Annotated in this window: 12 protein-coding genes and 1 pseudogene; 1 reads left to right on the top strand and 12 read right to left on the bottom strand. The window is 62.2% G+C overall.

Going from position 1 to position 18,340, the window contains the following annotated elements; all coding sequences use genetic code 11:
• Positions 1 to 66: 66 nt before the first annotated feature.
• From I9018_RS02340 to pilM, 12 genes and pseudogenes are all read right to left on the bottom strand, one after another.
• Complete coding sequence (locus I9018_RS02340; RefSeq protein WP_241108643.1) at positions 67 to 414, bottom strand: NirD/YgiW/YdeI family stress tolerance protein; 348 nt, start codon at positions 412 to 414, stop codon at positions 67 to 69.
• A 135-nt stretch (positions 415 to 549) separates the two neighbouring features.
• Complete coding sequence (hemE, locus tag I9018_RS02335) at positions 550 to 1,617, bottom strand: uroporphyrinogen decarboxylase (protein ID WP_068578682.1); 1,068 nt, start codon at positions 1,615 to 1,617, stop codon at positions 550 to 552.
• Positions 1,618 to 1,804: 187 nt separating this feature from the next.
• Positions 1,805 to 3,223, bottom strand: a complete 1,419-nt coding sequence (locus I9018_RS02330; RefSeq protein ID WP_124345568.1) for an FAD-dependent oxidoreductase — start codon at positions 3,221 to 3,223, stop codon at positions 1,805 to 1,807.
• A 122-nt stretch (positions 3,224 to 3,345) separates the two neighbouring features.
• Positions 3,346 to 7,794 carry a glutamate synthase large subunit gene (gltB, locus tag I9018_RS02325; RefSeq protein WP_241108642.1) on the bottom strand — a complete coding sequence of 1,483 codons (4,449 nt, stop codon included), beginning with the start codon at positions 7,792 to 7,794 and terminating at the stop codon, positions 3,346 to 3,348.
• Between the two features lie 348 nt (positions 7,795 to 8,142).
• Positions 8,143 to 9,741, bottom strand: coding sequence for an AAA family ATPase (locus I9018_RS02320; RefSeq protein ID WP_124345566.1), 1,599 nt, complete (start codon positions 9,739 to 9,741; stop codon positions 8,143 to 8,145).
• A gap of 9 nt (positions 9,742 to 9,750) precedes the next feature.
• Entirely contained in the window at positions 9,751 to 10,851 is a 1,101-nt protein-coding gene (gene aroB, locus I9018_RS02315; protein ID WP_068576281.1) for a 3-dehydroquinate synthase, read from the bottom strand.
• 142 nt (positions 10,852 to 10,993) lie between these two features.
• Entirely contained in the window at positions 10,994 to 11,512 is a 519-nt protein-coding gene (gene aroK / locus I9018_RS02310; protein WP_068576283.1) for a shikimate kinase AroK, read from the bottom strand.
• 4 nt (positions 11,513 to 11,516) lie between these two features.
• Positions 11,517 to 12,777, bottom strand: a pseudogene (locus I9018_RS02305) (type IV pilus secretin PilQ family protein); the annotation flags it as partial.
• A 112-nt stretch (positions 12,778 to 12,889) separates the two neighbouring features.
• The gene (locus I9018_RS02300; RefSeq protein ID WP_241108641.1) at positions 12,890 to 13,411 is read right to left on the bottom strand and encodes a pilus assembly protein PilP; all 522 of its coding nucleotides are present in this window, start codon (positions 13,409 to 13,411) and stop codon (positions 12,890 to 12,892) included.
• Positions 13,408 to 14,031 (bottom strand): type 4a pilus biogenesis protein PilO, encoded by a 624-nt coding sequence (pilO, locus tag I9018_RS02295; RefSeq protein WP_241108640.1) that lies wholly within the window; start codon positions 14,029 to 14,031, stop codon positions 13,408 to 13,410. The genes I9018_RS02300 and pilO overlap by 4 nt, the downstream gene beginning before the upstream one ends.
• Positions 14,028 to 14,588, bottom strand: a complete 561-nt coding sequence (locus I9018_RS02290) for a PilN domain-containing protein (protein WP_241108639.1) — start codon at positions 14,586 to 14,588, stop codon at positions 14,028 to 14,030. The genes pilO and I9018_RS02290 overlap by 4 nt, the downstream gene beginning before the upstream one ends.
• Positions 14,588 to 15,646, bottom strand: a complete 1,059-nt coding sequence (gene pilM, locus I9018_RS02285; RefSeq protein ID WP_277398090.1) for a type IV pilus assembly protein PilM — start codon at positions 15,644 to 15,646, stop codon at positions 14,588 to 14,590. The genes I9018_RS02290 and pilM overlap by 1 nt, the downstream gene beginning before the upstream one ends.
• A gap of 214 nt (positions 15,647 to 15,860) precedes the next feature.
• Between pilM and I9018_RS02280 the strand changes: the two genes are divergently transcribed.
• The gene (locus tag I9018_RS02280; protein WP_241108637.1) at positions 15,861 to 18,296 is read left to right on the top strand and encodes a penicillin-binding protein 1A; all 2,436 of its coding nucleotides are present in this window, start codon (positions 15,861 to 15,863) and stop codon (positions 18,294 to 18,296) included.
• Positions 18,297 to 18,340 lie beyond the last annotated feature (44 nt).

Below are 18,340 nucleotides of genomic sequence, written 5' to 3'. Positions count from 1 at the left end.
CGGTTCCTGCAGAGCATCTGCAAGGTCGGGCGCCGGCATCGGTATCGCGTGGAACGAGCGAGCGGCTTACTTGAGGATTTCCACCAGGTCGACGTCGATCTCGCGCTTCATCAAGCCCTTCTCCACCTCACCGGTGAGCTTGACCAGGGTCTTCTCGTTGAAGGCCACCGCTGGCAGGTTCTCGTCGTCGATCTCGACGGTGATGGTGCCGCTGGAATCCTTGAATTCGTACTTGTCGTCGTTATCCAGCTTCTTGGTGACATAACCCTGGAGCACCACCGGGGTGTCGTCCGAAGCATCCTTGACCGCGGCAACGGTAGTGACTGCCTGGGCCCCGGGGCCGGTATAGCCGGTGGCCAGGGCAGCGGTGCTGAACAGCGGGGCGAGCAAGAGGACGAGGTAACGGGTTTTCATGGCAGTGATCCATTCTGGGTTTCGATGCAGACAAGGTTAACCACCCAGGCTGAATTGAAACTTAATCGGCGCCCTGGCCTTTTCACTCGCAAGAAAAAGCCCGGCCAAGGCCGGGCTCGATCGCAGCAGGTGCGGTTACTCGTGGTACTGCGCCGACAGCTCGTGCACTGCCCGCAGGAAGGCGCCGGCGTGTTCCGGGTTCACTTCCGGCGTGATGCCATGGCCCAGGTTGAACACGTGGCCGCTGCCCTTGCCGTAGCTGGCGAGGATGCGCGCGACTTCAGCGCGGATCGCCTCCGGGTTGGCGTAGAGCACGGTAGGGTCCATGTTGCCTTGCAGCGACACCTTGGCACCGACCCGGCGCCGGGCTTCGCCGATATCGCAGGTCCAGTCCAGGCCCAGGCTGTCCGCGCCGGCATCGGCAATGCTTTCCAGCCACAGGCCGCCGCCCTTGGTGAACAGGATCACCGGCACCTTGCGTCCTTCATGCTCGCGGATCAGGCCGCTGACGATCTTGCGCATGTAGGCCAGGGAGAACTCCTGGTAGGCCGCTGCCGAGAGGCTGCCACCCCAGCTGTCGAAGATCTGCACCGCCTGGGCGCCGGCCTTGATCTGGCCGTTGAGGTAGGCGGTGACCGACTGCGCCAGCTTGTCCAGCAGCAGGTGCATGGCTTGTGGGTTGTCGTAGAGCATGGCCTTGGACTTGCGGAAGTCCTTGGACGAACCGCCCTCGACCATGTAGGTCGCCAGGGTCCAGGGGCTGCCGGAGAAACCGATCAGCGGTACACGGCCGTTGAGTTCGCGGCGGATGGTGCTGACCGCGTCCATCACGTAACCCAGGTCCTTGTGCGGATCGGGGATCGGCAAGGCCTCGATGTCGGCCAGGGTGCTGACCACTTTCTTGAAGCGCGGACCTTCACCGGTCTCGAAGTACAGGCCTTGGCCCATGGCATCGGGGATGGTCAGGATGTCGGAGAAGAGGATCGCCGCATCCAGCTGTGGATAACGGTCCAGGGGCTGCAGGGTGACTTCGCAGGCGAACGCAGGATTCATGCACAGGCTCATGAAGTCGCCGGCGTTGGCGCGGCTGGCGCGGTATTCAGGCAGGTAGCGCCCGGCCTGACGCATCATCCACACCGGGGTGACGTCTACGGGTTGCTTGAGCAGGGCACGGAGGAAACGGTCGTTCTTCAGGGCAGTCATGTCGGCATCCGGAAAAAAAGTGGGGGCATTTTCTCAGAGCGCGACATAAAAGGCACGGCACGAGCCGTGCCTTTTATCTATAGGGGCAATTTGTCACATACAAGCAGCACCAAGTTTCAAGCTGCAAGCCGCAAGCGCCGTGGCCTTGAGCTTGCAGCTGATAGCTTGATGCTTGCCGCTGGCGCCGTCAGACGCCCAGGTAGTCGAGGATGCCTTCGGCGGCGTTACGCCCTTCGAAGATCGCCGTCACCACCAGGTCGGAACCACGCACCATGTCGCCACCGGCGAAGATCTTCGGGTTGCTGGTCTGGTGCTTGTACTGGCCCTGCTCCGGCGCGACCACGCGGCCCTGGCTGTCGGTCTGGATCTGGAACTGCTCGAACCAGGGCGCCGGGCTCGGGCGGAAACCGAAGGCGATGACCACGGCATCGGCCGGAATGATCTCCTCGGAACCCGGGATCGGCTCGGGGCTACGACGACCACGGGCGTCCGGTTCGCCGAGACGGGTCTCGACCACCTTCACGCCTTCGACCTTGTCTTCACCGACGATGGCGATGGGTTGGCGGTTGTAGAGGAACTTCACGCCCTCTTCCTTGGCGTTCTTCACCTCTTTGCGCGAGCCGGGCATGTTGGCCTCGTCACGGCGATAGGCGCAGGTCACCGACTTGGCACCCTGGCGGATGGAGGTGCGGTTGCAGTCCATCGCGGTGTCGCCACCGCCGAGCACCACGACCTTCTTGCCCTTCATGTCGACGAAGTCTTCCGGCGACTTCTCGAAGCCCAGGTTGCGGTTGACGTTGGCCACCAGGAAATCCAGCGCGTCGTACACCCCCGGCAGGTCCTCGCCGGCAAAACCACCCTTCATGTAGGTATAGGTGCCCATGCCCATGAACACTGCATCGAACTCGGCGAGCAGTTGCTCCATGGTCACGTCCTTGCCCACCTCGGTGTTGAGGCGGAACTCGATGCCCATGCCACTGAAGACCTCGCGCCGATTGCTCAGCACGGTCTTCTCCAGCTTGAACTCGGGGATACCGAAGGTCAGCAAGCCACCGATCTCCGGGTTCCTGTCGAACACCACCGGGGTTACGCCGCCACGCACCAGCACGTCGGCACAGCCCAGGCCCGCCGGGCCGGCACCGATGATCGCCACGCGCTTGCCGGTGGGCTTGACCTTGGACATGTCCGGGCGCCAGCCCATGGCGAAGGCGGTGTCGGTGATGTACTTCTCCACCGAGCCGATCGTTACCGCGCCGAAGCCGTCATTGAGGGTGCAGGCACCTTCGCACAGGCGGTCCTGCGGGCATACGCGGCCGCAGACTTCCGGCAGGGTGTTGGTCTGGTGCGACAGCTCGGCGGCGGCCAGGATGTTGCCCTCGGCCACCAGCTTGAGCCAGTTGGGAATGAAGTTGTGCACCGGGCACTTCCATTCGCAATACGGATTGCCGCAACCCAGGCAGCGATGGGCCTGCTCGACCGATTGCTGGGGTTTGAAGGGCTCGTAGATTTCCACGAACTCTTTCTTGCGCTGACGCAACAGTTTCTTCTTCGGATCCTTGCGCCCGACATCGATGAACTGGAAGTCGTTATTCAGACGTTCAGCCATTTTTCAAAACCTCTTAACAGCAGCTGCAAGCTATAAGCTGCAAGCCGCAAGACGATCACTTGAGCCGGGCAAACCTCGAACTGCTTCGCTTGCAGCCTGAGGCTTGCCACTTGCTGCTGCTTTTATTGCGGGTTGGCCCGGGTGCTGGAGAGCAGGTTCTTCAGGTTCGCCGCCTTCGGCTTGACCAGCCAGAAGCGCCGTACGTAGTCGTCCAGGTTTTCCCAGAGCTCGCGGCCCCATTCGCTACCGGTTTCTTCGACGTACTCGCCCAGCACGCGTTGCAGATGGCTGCGGTACGCCTCCATCGCCTCGCCGGTGATGCGCTGGATCTCCACCAGTTCATGGTTCAGCTTGTCGACGAAGCTGTTGTCCTGGTCGAGCACGTAGGCAAAACCACCGGTCATGCCTGAGCCGAAGTTGTAGCCGGTCTTGCCCAGCACGCAGACAAAGCCACCGGTCATGTATTCGCAGCAGTGATCGCCGGTGCCTTCCACCACGGTGTGGGCACCGGAGTTGCGCACGGCGAAACGCTCGCCCGCGGTGCCGGCGGCGAACAGCTTGCCGCCCGTGGCGCCGTAGAGGCAGGTATTGCCGACGATCGCACTGTCCTGGGTCTTGTAGGCGCTGCCCTTGGGCGGAACGATCACCAGCTTGCCGCCGGTCATGCCCTTGCCCACGTAGTCGTTGGCGTCGCCTTCCAGGTAGAGGTTCAGGCCACCGGCGTTCCACACGCCGAAGCTCTGGCCCGCAGTGCCCTTGAAGCGGAAAGTGATCGGCGCCTGGGCCATGCCCTGGTTGCCGTGGACCTTGGCGATCTCGCCGGAAATCCGCGCGCCGATGGAGCGGTCGCAGTTGCAGATATCCAGTTCGAACTCGGCACCGCTCTTGTCGTTGATGGCCGCACGCGCCATCTCGACCATCTTCTCGGCCAACAGGCCCTGGTCGAACGGCGGGTTGCGGTCCACCTGGCAGAACTGTGGCTTGTCCGCCGGAATGTGGTCGCTGCCCAGCAATGGGGTCAGGTCCAGGTGCTGCTGCTTGGCGGTCTGGCCTTCGAGTACCTGGAGCAGGTCGGTACGACCGATCAGCTCTTGCAACGAACGCACGCCCAGCTTGGCCAGCCACTCACGGGTTTCCTCGGCCACGTAGGTGAAGAAGTTCACCACCATATCGACGGTACCGATGTAGTGGTCCTTGCGCAGCTTGTCGTTCTGGGTGGCGACGCCGGTGGCGCAGTTGTTCAGGTGGCAGATGCGCAGGTACTTGCAACCCAGGGCGATCATCGGCGCGGTACCGAAGCCAAAGCTCTCGGCGCCGAGGATGGCCGCCTTGATCACGTCCAGGCCGGTCTTCAGGCCGCCGTCGGTCTGTACCCGGACCTTGCCGCGCAGGTCATTGCCGCGCAGGGTCTGGTGGGTCTCGGCCAGGCCCAGTTCCCATGGAGCGCCGGCGTACTTGATCGAGGTCAGCGGCGAAGCACCGGTACCGCCGTCGTAGCCGGAGATGGTGATCAGGTCGGCATAGGCCTTGGCCACGCCAGCGGCGATAGTGCCGACCCCGGCCTCAGCCACCAGTTTCACCGAAACCAGTGCCTGGGGATTGACCTGCTTGAGGTCGAAGATCAGCTGCGACAGGTCTTCGATGGAGTAGATGTCGTGATGCGGTGGCGGCGAGATCAGGGTCACGCCCGGAACCGCATAGCGCAGCTTGGCGATCAGGCCATTGACCTTGCCGCCGGGCAACTGGCCGCCTTCGCCGGGCTTGGCGCCCTGGGCCACCTTGATCTGCAGCACTTCGGCGTTGACCAGGTACTCCGGGGTCACGCCAAAGCGGCCGGTAGCCACCTGCTTGATCTTCGAACTCTTGATGGTGCCGTAGCGGGCCGGGTCTTCACCGCCCTCGCCGGAGTTGGAGCGCGCGCCCAGGCGGTTCATCGCCTCGGCCAGGGCCTCGTGGGCCTCCGGCGACAGCGCACCGAGGGAGATGCCCGCGGAGTCGAAACGCTTGAGGATCGCTTCCAGGGGCTCGACTTCGCCCAGGTCCAGCGGCTGCTCCAGGGTCTTGACCTGGAACAGGTCGCGGATCATCGACACCGGGCGGTTGTCCACCAGCGCGGTGTATTCCTTGAACTTGGCGTAGTCGCCCTGCTGTACGGCTGCTTGCAGGGTGTTGACCACATCCGGGTTGTAGGCGTGGTACTCGCCGCCATGGACGAACTTCAGCAGGCCGCCTTGCTGGATCGGCTTGCGCGGGCTCCAGGCTTCGGCTGCCAGGGCCTTCTGCTCGGCCTCGATATCGACGAAACGCGCCCCCTTGATCCGGCTCGGCACGCCACGAAAGCTCAGGTTGCAGACTTCCTCGGACAGGCCAATGGCCTCGAACAACTGCGCACCACGGTAGGACGTAATGGTGGAGATGCCCATCTTCGACAGGATCTTGAGCAGGCCCTTGGTGATGCCCTTGCGGTAGTTCTTGAACACCTCATAGAGGTCGCCCAGCACTTCACCGGTGCGAATCAGGTCACCCAGCACTTCGTAGGCCAGGAACGGATAAACGGCGGAAGCACCAAAGCCGACCAGTACGGCGAAGTGATGCGGATCGCGGGCGGTGGCGGTTTCCACCAGGATGTTGGAGTCGCAGCGCAAGCCCTTTTCGGTCAGGCGATGGTGTACCGCACCGGTGGCCAGGGAGGCGTGGATCGGCAACTTGCCCGGGGCGATATGACGGTCACTGAGCACTACCTGAGTCCGACCGGAGCGCACGGCTTCCTCAGCCTGGTCGGCGACGTTGCGGATGGCCGCTTCGAGGCCGACGCTCTCGTCGTAGTTGAGATCGATGATCGCCCGCTCGAAGCCTGGACGATCGAGGTTCATCAGCGAGCGCCACTTGGCCGGGGAAATGATCGGCGAGCTGAGGATCACCCGCGAGGCATGCTCCGGCGACTCCTGGAAGATATTGCGCTCGGCACCGAGGCAGATCTCCAGGGACATGACGATGGCTTCGCGCAGCGGGTCGATCGGCGGGTTGGTGACCTGGGCGAACTGCTGGCGGAAGTAGTCGTAGGGGGTGCGCACGCGCTGGGACAGCACGGCCATTGGCGTGTCGTCGCCCATGGAGCCCACTGCCTCGTAGCCCTGCTCGCCCAATGGACGCAGCACCTGGTCACGCTCTTCGAAGGTGACCTGGTACATCTTCATGTACTGCTTGAGCTGATCGACGTCGTAGAAGGCCGAACCGTGGTCGTTGTCTTCCATGGTGGCCTGGATGCGCAGGGCATTCTTGCGCAGCCATTGCTTGTAGGGATGACGGGACTTGAGGCGGTTGTCGATGGCGTCGGTGTCGAGGATCTGCCCGGTCTCGGTGTCCACGGCGAAGATCTGGCCCGGGCCGACCCGGCCCTTGGCGATCACGTCCTCGGGCTGGTAGTTCCAGACGCCGATTTCCGAGGCCAGGGTGATGAAGCCGTTCTTGGTGGTGACCCAGCGCGCCGGGCGCAGGCCGTTGCGGTCCAGCAGGCAGACCGCGTAGCGACCGTCGGTCATGACCACGCCGGCCGGGCCGTCCCAGGGCTCCATGTGCATGGAGTTGTACTCGTAGAACGCACGCAGGTCGGCGTCCATGGTCTCGACGTTCTGCCAGGCCGGCGGAATGATCATGCGCACGCCGCGGAACAGGTCGATGCCGCCGGTGACCATCAGCTCGAGCATGTTGTCCATGCTCGAGGAGTCGGAACCCACGCGGTTGACCAACGGGCCCAGCTCTTCCAGGTCGGGAATCAGGTCGTTGGCGAACTTGGTACGACGAGCCACCGCCCAGTTGCGGTTACCGGTGATGGTGTTGATCTCGCCGTTGTGGGCAAGGAAGCGGAAGGGTTGGGCCAGCGGCCACTTCGGCAGGGTGTTGGTGGAGAAGCGCTGGTGGAACACGCAGATCGCGGTCTGCAGGCGCTCGTCACCCAGGTCCGGATAGAAGGCGGCGAGGTCCGCCGGCATCATCAGGCCCTTATAGATGATGGTCTTGTGGGAAAAGCTGCAGATGTAGTGGTCGGTATCGGCGGCGTTGGCCACCGAGGAACGACGGCGGGAGCTGAACAGCTTGATGGCGAAGTCCTGGTCGTTCAGGCCTTCACCGCCAATGAATACCTGCTCGATCTGTGGCAGGCGCTCCAGGGCCAGGCGCCCGAGCACGCTGGTGTCGATCGGCACCTTGCGCCAGCCCACCAGTTGCAGGCCGGCGGCCAGGATCTCGCGGTTCATGTTCTCCCGCGCGGCTTCGGCCTTGGCCGGATCCTGGTTGAAGAACACCATGCCCACGGCGTACTGCTTGGGCAGGTCGGTCCCGAAGTGCTCCTTGGCGACGGCGCGCAGGAACAGATCGGGTTTTTGTATCAGCAGACCGCAACCGTCGCCGGTCTTGCCATCCGCATTGATCCCACCGCGGTGGGTCATACAGGTCAGGGCCTCGATGGCCGTTTTCAACAGGGTATGACTGGGTTCGCCCTGCATATGGGCGATCAGGCCGAAACCACAGTTATCCTTAAATTCATCGGGTTGGTACAGACCTGCTTTCATAGACACTTTCTCACCAGGCTGCCTCTTATCGAGGCAAATTTCTTTTCAATTCAACCTGTTACCTTCCACGTCGAACGTACGCCGACTTTGCAGGGGCAAAAGGGAGGTCATTGTACACACCGACACATAGCCCCACAAATTTGGCGACGATTTGTCGCAAATTCGTGTCGCATTTATGAACGTTTTAAAGCGATACGCTGTGCTAGTCAAAAAGTTTTGTCTTTGACTGCAGCGACTCAAAAACTACTGTGACGCAGACACCACAAGGCACGCGGCCTGTAGGGCAGCATGCCGATGCGGAAATTTGAGGTTGCCTGGAGAGGCGGCCTGGGTAAGGCCGCCGAATCTTCAGCGGGCTGTTGCGAGTTCTTGTTGAACGCTGGCGACAGTGCGAGGCCAAGGTTTACCAGCCTGAACCTTCGCTGGCAAGGATTTGATAGCGCTGACCGCTGCATCGCGGCTTGCGAAGTTGCCGTAGGTGATCACATACAGCGGCTTGCCGTTGAGGACTTTCTTGAAGTAGCGGTATTCGCCGCCCTGTTCCTTGACGAAACTCTGCGCGGTGGCTTCCGAGCTGGTCCCCAGGATCTGCACCACATAGTTACCGGGTGCCTGGCCGGCGTACCAACTGCCACCGGTGGCGGCCTTGGCTACGGTCAGCGGCTTCTCAGCGGGCTTGGGCGCCGGAGCAGGCTTGGCGGCCACAGGCTTCTCCACAGGCTTGGGCGCTGGGGCTGGCTTGGCGGCGGCCACCTGGGTCGGTGCTGGAGCTGGAGCAGGGGCCGGAGTAGGACGTGGCGCCGGAGTGGCGGCCGGGCCAGCCGGTACGCCAGCCGGTGGTGCAGTCGTCGTTACCGTTGGTGGAACGGCGCTCGAACCCGGCACAGGCACCCCATCGTCGCCTTCGGTGATACCACCTGCGGCTTCGGCCAGAGGCCCACGCATCACCGGTTGCGACTGGCCGACCAGCGGCAGTGGCATCGGTTGCGACGAACCGGCGAACTCTACAGCCGGGCCGCCATTGGCATTGGGCGCCTGCCCCAGCGGCAGTTGCGCCTGCTCGTTGGCCGGCGTGCCGGTTGCAGGCGCCTTGCCGCGCCCAGGCATCAGCCAGGCTGCCGCCACGGCCACAACCACTACCGCGGAAATGGCCAATACGTGTTTCTTAGGCATGTTGAACCCCATACTTGGACGCTTTACCGCAGAGCGGCTGGCGATCATGGCTTCGATCATTGCATCCCTGGCGACCTGGTTGATGTTGCCCGGCCAGCCATCGGAGCTTTCGTGAATATCACTGATCTGATCTGCGGAAAAAAGTTCGATGCCTTGCCCCGCGCCCTCGAGACGCTGGGCCAGGTATTCCCGGGTCTCTTCTTCGGTATAGGGCTGCAGTTCGATGACGTGGAATCGCTCCTCATCGGTACTGAACTGGTCCAGCACCGCAATCAGCGACGACTCGCCGAACAGGAAGACATGGGGACGCCCTTCCGGTGCGCCCGCTGCCAGGGCCAGCAGGGCCTCTAGGGCAGACTCGTCAAGTTGCTCGGCATCATCGACCAGCAGGTAGACTTCCTGCCCCGTCAGGGCGAGCTGCACCACCTGGGCCAGGATCGCTCCGATCTCGGCCTGGGCCACATTCAGTGCCTGCGCCACCTGGCGCAATACACCAGCGGCATCGCCAGCGCCACGGGCGGAAACCACCACGCTCTGTACCGATTGCTTGTTGGTGCTGGCGACCAAGGCCTGGCGCAGCAAGGTCTTGCCGCTACCCTGGGGCCCCGTGACCACCAGTAGCAACTGACTGTAGCGAGCCAGGTGATGCAATTGCCCCAATACGGGCTTGCGCTGGGCAGGAAAGAATTTGAAGCCGGGAACCCGGGGAGCGAAAGGGTCGTGGCTCAACTGGTAATGGCCGAGGAACGCCTCGTCCGCGTGCAAACTAGTCATTGGATCTTATCAACCTTTAAGCTGAGCCAGGACGCGGTAGTCCGCCCCCAGCGTGGCCTGTAAAACCTCTTTCGGATAGTCGTCGGTGACTACGGCTTCGCCCATTCGGCGCAGCAATACCAGACGCAAACGACCGTCGATCACTTTTTTATCAATTGCCATGTGCTCGAGAAAATCCGCCTCGGTCATCTCCTCGGGCGGAATCACCGGCAAGCCTGCCCGCTGGAACAGGGCAATGCCACGGTCACGCTCCTGGCTGGTGATCCAGCCCAGGCGCGCGGACATTTCCAGGGCCATTACGGTGCCCGCAGCCACCGCCTCGCCATGCAGCCACACGCCATAGCCCATATGGGTCTCGATGGCATGGCCGAAGGTGTGGCCGAGATTGAGGGTGGCCCGCACCCCCGATTCACGCTCATCAGCCCCGACCACGGCGGCCTTGGCTGCGCAGGAGCGCTCGATGGCGTAGGTCAGGGCTTGCTGGTCCAGGGCTCGCAGGCGATCGACATTCTCTTCCAGCCAACCCAGGAATGGCTCGTCGCAGATCAGGCCGTACTTGATGACCTCCGCCAACCCCGCCGACAACTCGCGGCCCGGCAGGGTCTTGAGGCTGGCGGTGTCGATCAGCACCACGTTCGGCTGGTAGAAGGCCCCCACCATGTTCTTGCCCAACGGGTGGTTGATTCCGGTCTTGCCTCCCACCGAGGAGTCCACCTGGGACAACAAGGTGGTGGGAATCTGGATGAAGTCGACGCCACGCTGGTAGCAGGCAGCGGCGAAGCCGGCCATGTCACCGATTACCCCGCCCCCCAGGGCGATGATCGTGGTACGGCGGTCATGGCGGGCAGTCAGCAGACCGTCGAAAATCAGCTGCAGGGTTTCCCAGTTCTTGTAGGCCTCGCCATCGGGCAAGACCACCGAGATCACTGCGAACTGCGCCAGGGTGCGAGTCAAACGCTCAAGGTAGAGGGGCGCGACGGTCTCATTGGAAATGATCGCCACTTGTCGACCGGCGATATGCGGCACCAGGAGTTCTGGCCGGTCCAACAGTCCTTCACCAATATGAATCGGGTAGCTGCGCTCGCCTAGGTCGACCTTAAGTGTCTGCATGTGTCCCCACGAAGATGGAAGCAGGCATCCTGCCTTTTATTGACGATGGGCCTCGTCTGTTCATCTGACGCAGCCCGATAGCTCTGCGCCACACTTTGAGGGCCTGGCGCGACGCCGAGAATAGCGTATTTCACCCGGTGTATTAACGGGGTGGCAGCTGCTGCAGACGCTCCAGGATGTCCAGCACCACCAATCGCGGTGGCCGCTCATCGGTTTCCACCACCAGGTCGGCGATTTCCCGATAAAGCGGATCACGGATTTCCAGCAGGTCGCGCAGTGTCTTGGCCGGATCAGCCGTTCGCAGCAGGGGACGATTGCGGTCCCTGGAAGTGCGCCCCACCTGTTGCTCCACCGAGGCATGCAGATAGACCACGCGCCCTCCAGCGAACAGCGCCCGACGGTTGGCTTCGCGCATCACGGCGCCACCACCGGTGGCCAGGACGACCCCATCATTGCCGCACAGCTCAGCGATCATCGCCTGCTCACGGTCACGAAAACCCGGCTCACCTTCCTTATCGAAGATCCACGGGATGTTCGCACCTGTGCGCAGTTCAATTTCCTTATCGGAATCTTTGAATGGCAGGCGCAGCTCTTTGGCCAGCAAGCGGCCGATGGTGCTTTTTCCAGCCCCCATGGGCCCAACAAGTATCAAATTTCGCACAGAATCAACGACTCGCAGCAATCGCCTGGTTGTTCATGATACGCGGAGTGAGAAATACCAGCAGCTCGGATTTTTTCTCCGACACCACGTCACGCCGGAAAAAGCGGCCAAGATACGGTACATCGCCCAAAAATGGCACCTTATCTACAACCTTGCTTTGCGTATTGGAGAAAACACCGCCAATGACGATCGTCTGCCCGTCGCTGACCAGCACCTTGGCATTGACCTCGTTTTTCCTGATGGGTGGTACTTCCTGAACCTTATTCAGGTAGTCCGGCTCATCCTTGGTGACCTTGACCTCCATGACCACCTGATCGTCCGGGGTAATCTGCGGGGTGACCTCCAGAGACAGCGAGGCCTCCTTGAACGATACCGAGGTGGCACCGCTGGAGCTGGCCTCCTGATAGGGAATCTCGGTGCCCTTGAGAATCCTTGCTGTTTCCTTGTCGGAGGTCACCACCTTGGGCTGGGAAACGATCTCACCGTTGCCACTCTTCTCCATGGCCGTCAGCTCCAAATCCAGAAGGACGTTATCGGTGATATAGGCAATCCCCAGGCCCGAGTTACTGGTGACGCCCCCCCAGGTCGACAAAAGGCGCGAGGGTGCCACTACTGCCTGGCGCACCGATGGTCGTCGAGCCACTGGGACGGCCCTGGACTCCGGACAGGTTCCAACGCCCGCTCTTCTGCACCGATCCTCCCCAGCGCACACCCAGGCCCTTGTCATAATCGACGTTGACCTCGACGATCCGCGCTTCGATCATCACTTGGCGCACCGGAATATCAAGCTGCCTGACAATCCGCCGCAGCTCATCGAGACGCTCCTGGTTCTGGTAGGCAATGATGTTGTTGGTCCGCTCATCGACACTGATGGAACCGCGCTCGCCGATGCGCTCCTCTGCCCCCGTTACAGACTGGAACAGCCTGGCAATATCCGCGGCCTTGGCGTAGTTCACCTGTAACAGCTCCCGTCGCAAAGGCGCCAGGTCCTCCAGTTGCTTCTGCGACTCCAGCTCCTGGAGCTCCCGGGCCGCGATCTCCTCCGCTGGCGCAACCAGCAGCACATTGCCAATCCGCCGCTGGTCCAGGCCTTTGGTTTTGAGCACCAGGTCCAGCGCCTGGTCCCAGGGCACGCCCTTCAGACGCAAGGTGATGCTGCCCTGCACGGTGTCGCTGGCCACCAGGTTCAGACCGGTGAAATCGGCAATCAGCTGCAGGACCGAGCGTACTTCGATGTCCTGGAAATTCAGCGAGAGCTTTTCGCCGTGGTAGACCGCCCCCACTTCCCCAGACATGGCACCTGCCGGCAAAGCCCAGAACACCAACCACAGCCATAGCCCCCAGACTGGAACAATCCTGTTCATTTCCCCGATCTCACTAAGAGTGTTTTTTCAACAGCAGCGTCCGTGATCGCTCCAGCCAGCCCCCCAGACCGTCGGCAACCACCTCCAGCACATCCACCTGCAGGTCGCCGATGGCAATGATCCGCCCCTGGTCGCGCCCCAGGTAATCGCCGACCTGCAATCGATAAACGACTCCCGCACCGCGCAGCAGGACGAAGTTCCCGGCAACACCGGACAAAGTCCCGACCATCTGCAACTGCTCGATGTCCAGCTGTTCAAGCGGATGCAAGACCCGACCCGGCTCAGACCGACGGGCCCCGATCAGCCGTTGGCTGGCGAGCAGGTCGTCGGATAGCGGCTGGAATGGGTCGCGCAATGCACCCGCGCCATAGGCAAGCACCGGGAATGAACGAAGAGGTGGAACAGAATCGACCGCGGCAGGTGCTTGTCGACGCATTTCATCCAGATAAGCATCCAGATCGGCGAAGCCCGCAGCGCCCTCACACCCCCAAAGACACAGGCAAAATCCACCCAGTAACCAGTGCCCACCCTTCATGGGTGCGAGTCCTGTTTTGCAAGCCTGTAGATCCGCGCCTCGACATTCATGCGCAGGCGCACGGGTTCATGACCCTCCACGGGACTGATACGAAGATCATGCAGAGTGACCATACGCGGTAGCCCCGCCAGGCCAGCAGCGAATGTCGCCAGTTCGTGATAACCGCCCACCACGGATATCTGGATTGGCAGCTGGACAAGGAATTGCCGGGACACCCCCGGCCGCAGGCTGATCGCTTCGAACACCAGGCCTGCATCCTGTCCCAGGCGACTGATGTCCTCCAGCAGTCCCGGGATCTCGGCCCCCTGAAAAAATTGCTCCAGCGCCCGATCCAGGTTTTCCCGTACAAGCGCCACCTGCTCTCGCCAAGAATCCAGGCTACCAGCCTGGCGAAACTTGCCAGCAATCCGCGCCTTGAGACGAACATGTTCCTGGCGCATTTGCTTCCACTGCTCCTGCCCCGCCCCCAGATAGAAAACCTGGCCCACCGCCAGGACCAGGCACATCAACAAGATCAGCAGTACCCCCTTGAGCGCTTCGGGCCAAGCGCCGGGGTTGCCCAGATCCAACGTTCGCCAATCGAAGCCGCCTGCCTGGATCGCCCCAAGCCAGTGATTCATGGCCCAAGCTCCATCACTGGAACTTGCTGCACATTCAGTCGAAACAGATTGCTCGGCTGACGCCCCATCTGCGCGACATTCTTCACCTCAGTCAGCGCCGGTGCGGCAAATCCATCGCTGGCTTGCAGATTGCGCAACAGTTCGGAGATCCGATCATTGGCCCGCGCGACACCACTGATACCCAGGCTTTCGCCCTGCTGATCGATTTCGGTCAGGTAAGCACCTTCGGGCAAGCTGCGGGCCAACTGCTCGAAGACCCGCACGCCAGAGGCACGACTGCGCTGTAATTCCTCGACAACCCTGAAGCGCTCAAGCAACTGCTGGCGTTGCAGTTTGAGCGCCTCGACATCGGCAATCCGCTGGTCCAGCAGGGTCGAGGCCTGCTCCAGGTATTGATTACGCAGGTGCAATCGCTCGATCGCCCGGGCGATATAGGCATCCGCCAGCAAGACCACCCCACCACCCAGCATCACCGTCACGGCCAGAGCCCCGAGAAAACGCCGACGCCGCAGCTCCCTGGCAGCCTCGCGCCAGGGCAAGAGGTTGATCCGGGTCATCAGTACAGCCCTCTCAAGGCTAGGCCGCAGGCAAGCAACAAACCCGGTGCCTGGTCAGCGAGTTGCTGGCTGTCCAGCCGGTGGCTGACCGACATATTGCGAACAGGATCGGCGATCGCCGCGGCAACCCCCGAGCACTGCTCCACAGCCCGGGCCAGGCCATCCAGGGCACTGGCCGTACCAGCCAACAACAGCAAGTCCAGGGGCTGCTGCTGCTGCGCTGAAGCGAAAAACTGCTGCAGGGCAAGGACCACCTGCTCCTGCACCTGCAACCCAAACGGTTGCAACACGTCCTCGTTGCAGCCTTGGGGCAAGCAGCCCTTGCGCTGCGCCAGCAATGCCTCGTCCAGGGTCAGGCCATGGTGTCGACCAAGGGCCTCCATCAACTGGCGGCTGCCAAACAGCTGCTCTCGGCCATAAATGACCCGTTGCCCACGCATCACGCTGAACGTACTGATGTCCGCCCCCAGATCCAGCAAGGCCAGGGAGGCTTGCGGCAACGCCTTGGCGATCGTTAGCGCCAGGCCTCGCTCCAGGGCCAGAGGCTCGCTGTCCACCACCCGGGCACGCAGGCCTGCCAGAGCCAGCACCGCCTCCAGGGACTCGACCTGCTCGTTGCGACAAGCCACCAGCAGCACCTGAACCCGTCGGGAGTTTCCCGGCACCGTCCCTTGCACCTCGAAATCGAGCGCAACGTCCTCCAGGGCATAAGGAATGTACTGGCTCGCTTCCAGGGCAATCTGGTTCTCCAGTTCTTCGTCGGAGAGCCCCGCCGGCACTTCTATCAGCTTGCTGATCAGCGCCTCCCCCGGCACCGCCACTACGCTGTCCCGAAGGCGACTGCCACTGCGGCTCCAGGCCCTGAGCAAGGCCATGCCCAAGGCCTCGGGATCAACGATTTGCCGGCCTTGCACCACGCCAGGCAATAGAGGCTCTCGGGCAAAGGCCTCGACCCGGTAGCCTGCCCCCTGGCGACTCAAGGCTAGAACCGTGATGGCAGTCGCATTGATATCGATCCCTAACAGGGAACTCGACTTTTTCCTGAAGAGTCCAAGCACGGCCAATTCCCTATGACTATCCGTAACTTACGGATTCCCTGAGCGACGTTATGTCCATGCGTCGAGTCTTGACAGACGGGCAAATGACGATCCCGGAGGAAAATGCTTATAATGCCCGCGTTTTTTTCCGCGTTTACCCGCTGCGTGGGTCGGTCCTGATCATCATGAATACCCCGACGCCTAATTCATTCCTTTCTCTGGAAATCCAAAAGCCTTGATTCGTCTGCTGAAGTTTTTCGGGTGGTCCATCGTAGCGGCGTTCTGCGGGCTGCTCCTCGCCCTCTCCGGCGCGTTTCTCTATCTTAGTCCTGGCTTGCCGTCGGTAGAGGCCCTGCGAACCATCCAGTTGCAAATCCCCCTGCGGGTGTACAGCAGCGACGGAAAATTGATCGCAGAATTTGGCGAGATGCGACGTAATCCCATACGTTTCGCCGAAATTCCCCCGAACTTCATCAATGCGTTACTAAGTGCTGAAGACGATAACTTCGCCAACCACTACGGCGTCGACCCCAGCAGCCTGATGCGGGCGGCCACTCAACTGGTCAAGAGCGGGCACATCCAGTCCGGCGGCAGCACCATCACCATGCAGGTGGCCAAGAACTTCTTCCTCACCAGCGAGCGCAGCTTCTCGCGCAAGGCGACGGAGATCCTACTGGCCCTGCAGATCGAGCGCCAGTTGACCAAGGACGAGATCCTCGAGCTGTATGTCAACAAGATCTACCTGGGTAACCGTGCCTACGGGATCGAGGCAGCGGCACAGGTGTACTACGGCAAATCCATCCGCGATGTGAGCCTGGCACAGATGGCGATGATCGCCGGGCTGCCCAAGGCCCCTTCGCGCTTCAACCCCCTGGCCAACCCGGCGCGCAGCAAGGAGCGTCGCGACTGGATCCTGGGGCGCATGTACAAGCTGGGCAAGATCACCGAGGCGGCCTACACCGAGGCGGTCAACGAACCCCTCAATGCCAGCTATCACGTACCGACTCCGGAAGTGAGCGCACCGTACATCGCCGAGATGGCCCGCGCCGAGATGGTCGGCCGCTATGGCAGCGACGCCTACACCGAAGGTTTCCGGGTGACCACCACGGTTCCCAGCGACCTGCAGGAAATGGCCAATACCGCGGTCCATGAAGGGCTGATGACCTACGACCAGCGCCACGGCTATCGCGGCCCGGAATCGCGCCTGCCCGGCAAGACCCAGGCAGCCTGGGCCAACGAGCTGACCAAACAGCGGACCATCAGCGGGCTGGAGCCAGCGATCGTCACCCAGGTCGAGAAGAATGGCATTGAGGTACTGACCCGCAACGGCCAGGAACATGTGGCCTGGGAAAGCATGAAATGGGCCCGCCCGTTCCTCAACACCAACAGCATGGGCCCCTCGCCTCGCCAACCTGCGGACGTGACCCAGATCGGCGACTTGGTACGCGTACAGCGCCAGGCAGACAATTCTCTGAAGTTCAGCCAGATCCCGGTCGCCCAGGGCGCCCTGGTGACCCTGGACCCACAGAACGGCGCCATCCGCGCACTGGTCGGCGGCTTCGCCTTCGAGCAGAGCAACTACAACCGCGCGACGCAAGCCAAGCGCCAACCCGGCTCGAGCTTCAAGCCATTCGTCTACAGTGCCGCCCTGGACAATGGCTACACCCCGGCCAGCCTGGTGAACGACGCCCCGATCGTGTTCGTCGACGAATACCTGGACAAGGTCTGGCGGCCGAAGAACGACAACAACACGTTCCTGGGTCCGATTCGCATGCGTGAGGCGCTGTACAAATCACGCAACCTGGTATCGATCCGCCTGCTGCAAAGCATGGGGGTCGACCGCACCATCGATTACATCAGCAAGTTCGGCTTCAACAAGCAGGACCTGCCGCGCAACCTGTCCCTGGCCCTGGGCACAGCGACCCTGACGCCGATCGAGATCGCCACCGGCTGGAGCACCTTTGCCAACGGCGGCTACAAGATCACCCCCTACATCATCGACAAGATCGAAAGCCGTAACAGTGAGCTGTTGTTCAGCGCCAACCCGCCCAGCGCCCCCACTGGCGATACTGCCAGCAGTGGTATCGCTGCGCCGGAGAACGGCTTCACGATCAACACCGCGACCGGCGAAACTCCAGTCCAGCCAGCCGCCCAGGCGCCGGTGACTGCAGAACGAATTATCGACGGGCGTACTACCTACATCCTCAACAGCATGCTCGAGGACGTGATCAAGCTGGGCACCGGCCGCCGCGCGCTGGCCCTGGGCCGCTCGGACCTGGCCGGCAAGACCGGTACCACCAACGACTCCAAGGACGCCTGGTTCTCCGGCTACAACGCCGACTACGTCACCACGGTATGGACCGGCTTCGACCAACCGGAAAGCCTGGGGCGCCGCGAGTATGGCGGCACCGTGGCCCTGCCGATCTGGATGAACTTCATGGGCGCCGCCCTCAAGGGCAAGCCACCCCACACCCAACCCGAGCCGGAAGGCATCCTCAGCCTGCGTGTCGACCCGGTCAGTGGCCGCGCCGCTACCCCCGGGACGCCAAACGCCTACTTCGAGCTGTTCAAGAGCGAAGACACCCCACCCTCGGTCAACGAGCTGGGCAATGGCGTGGCCCCTGGCAGTCCACTACCGGCAGACGAGGCCGCTCCGATCGACCTGTTCTAGAACAGCAGCGCAAGCTACGCGCTTCAAGCGACCAGGAACCCTTG

It is taken from the genome of Pseudomonas sp. MPFS (genome assembly GCF_022537035.1).
Taxonomy (GTDB): domain Bacteria; phylum Pseudomonadota; class Gammaproteobacteria; order Pseudomonadales; family Pseudomonadaceae; genus Aquipseudomonas; species Aquipseudomonas sessilinigenes.
The sequence above is the reverse complement of the archived record's forward strand: the minus strand, read 5'-3'. Positions and strand labels throughout refer to the sequence as shown.

Excerpts from the sequence above, each read along its gene's own strand:
- I9018_RS02340 (WP_241108643.1), bottom strand. The coding sequence starts at position 414 with ATGAAAACCCGTTACCTCGTCCTCTTGCTCGCCCCGCTGTTCAGCACC.
- hemE (WP_068578682.1), bottom strand. The coding sequence starts at position 1,617 with ATGACTGCCCTGAAGAACGACCGTTTCCTCCGTGCCCTGCTCAAGCAA.
- I9018_RS02330 (WP_124345568.1), bottom strand. The coding sequence starts at position 3,223 with ATGGCTGAACGTCTGAATAACGACTTCCAGTTCATCGATGTCGGGCGC.
- gltB (WP_241108642.1), bottom strand. The coding sequence starts at position 7,794 with ATGAAAGCAGGTCTGTACCAACCCGATGAATTTAAGGATAACTGTGGT.
- I9018_RS02320 (WP_124345566.1), bottom strand. The coding sequence starts at position 9,741 with ATGACTAGTTTGCACGCGGACGAGGCGTTCCTCGGCCATTACCAGTTG.
- aroB (WP_068576281.1), bottom strand. The coding sequence starts at position 10,851 with ATGCAGACACTTAAGGTCGACCTAGGCGAGCGCAGCTACCCGATTCAT.
- I9018_RS02300 (WP_241108641.1), bottom strand. The coding sequence starts at position 13,411 with ATGAAGGGTGGGCACTGGTTACTGGGTGGATTTTGCCTGTGTCTTTGG.
- pilO (WP_241108640.1), bottom strand. The coding sequence starts at position 14,031 with ATGAATCACTGGCTTGGGGCGATCCAGGCAGGCGGCTTCGATTGGCGA.
- I9018_RS02290 (WP_241108639.1), bottom strand. The coding sequence starts at position 14,588 with ATGACCCGGATCAACCTCTTGCCCTGGCGCGAGGCTGCCAGGGAGCTG.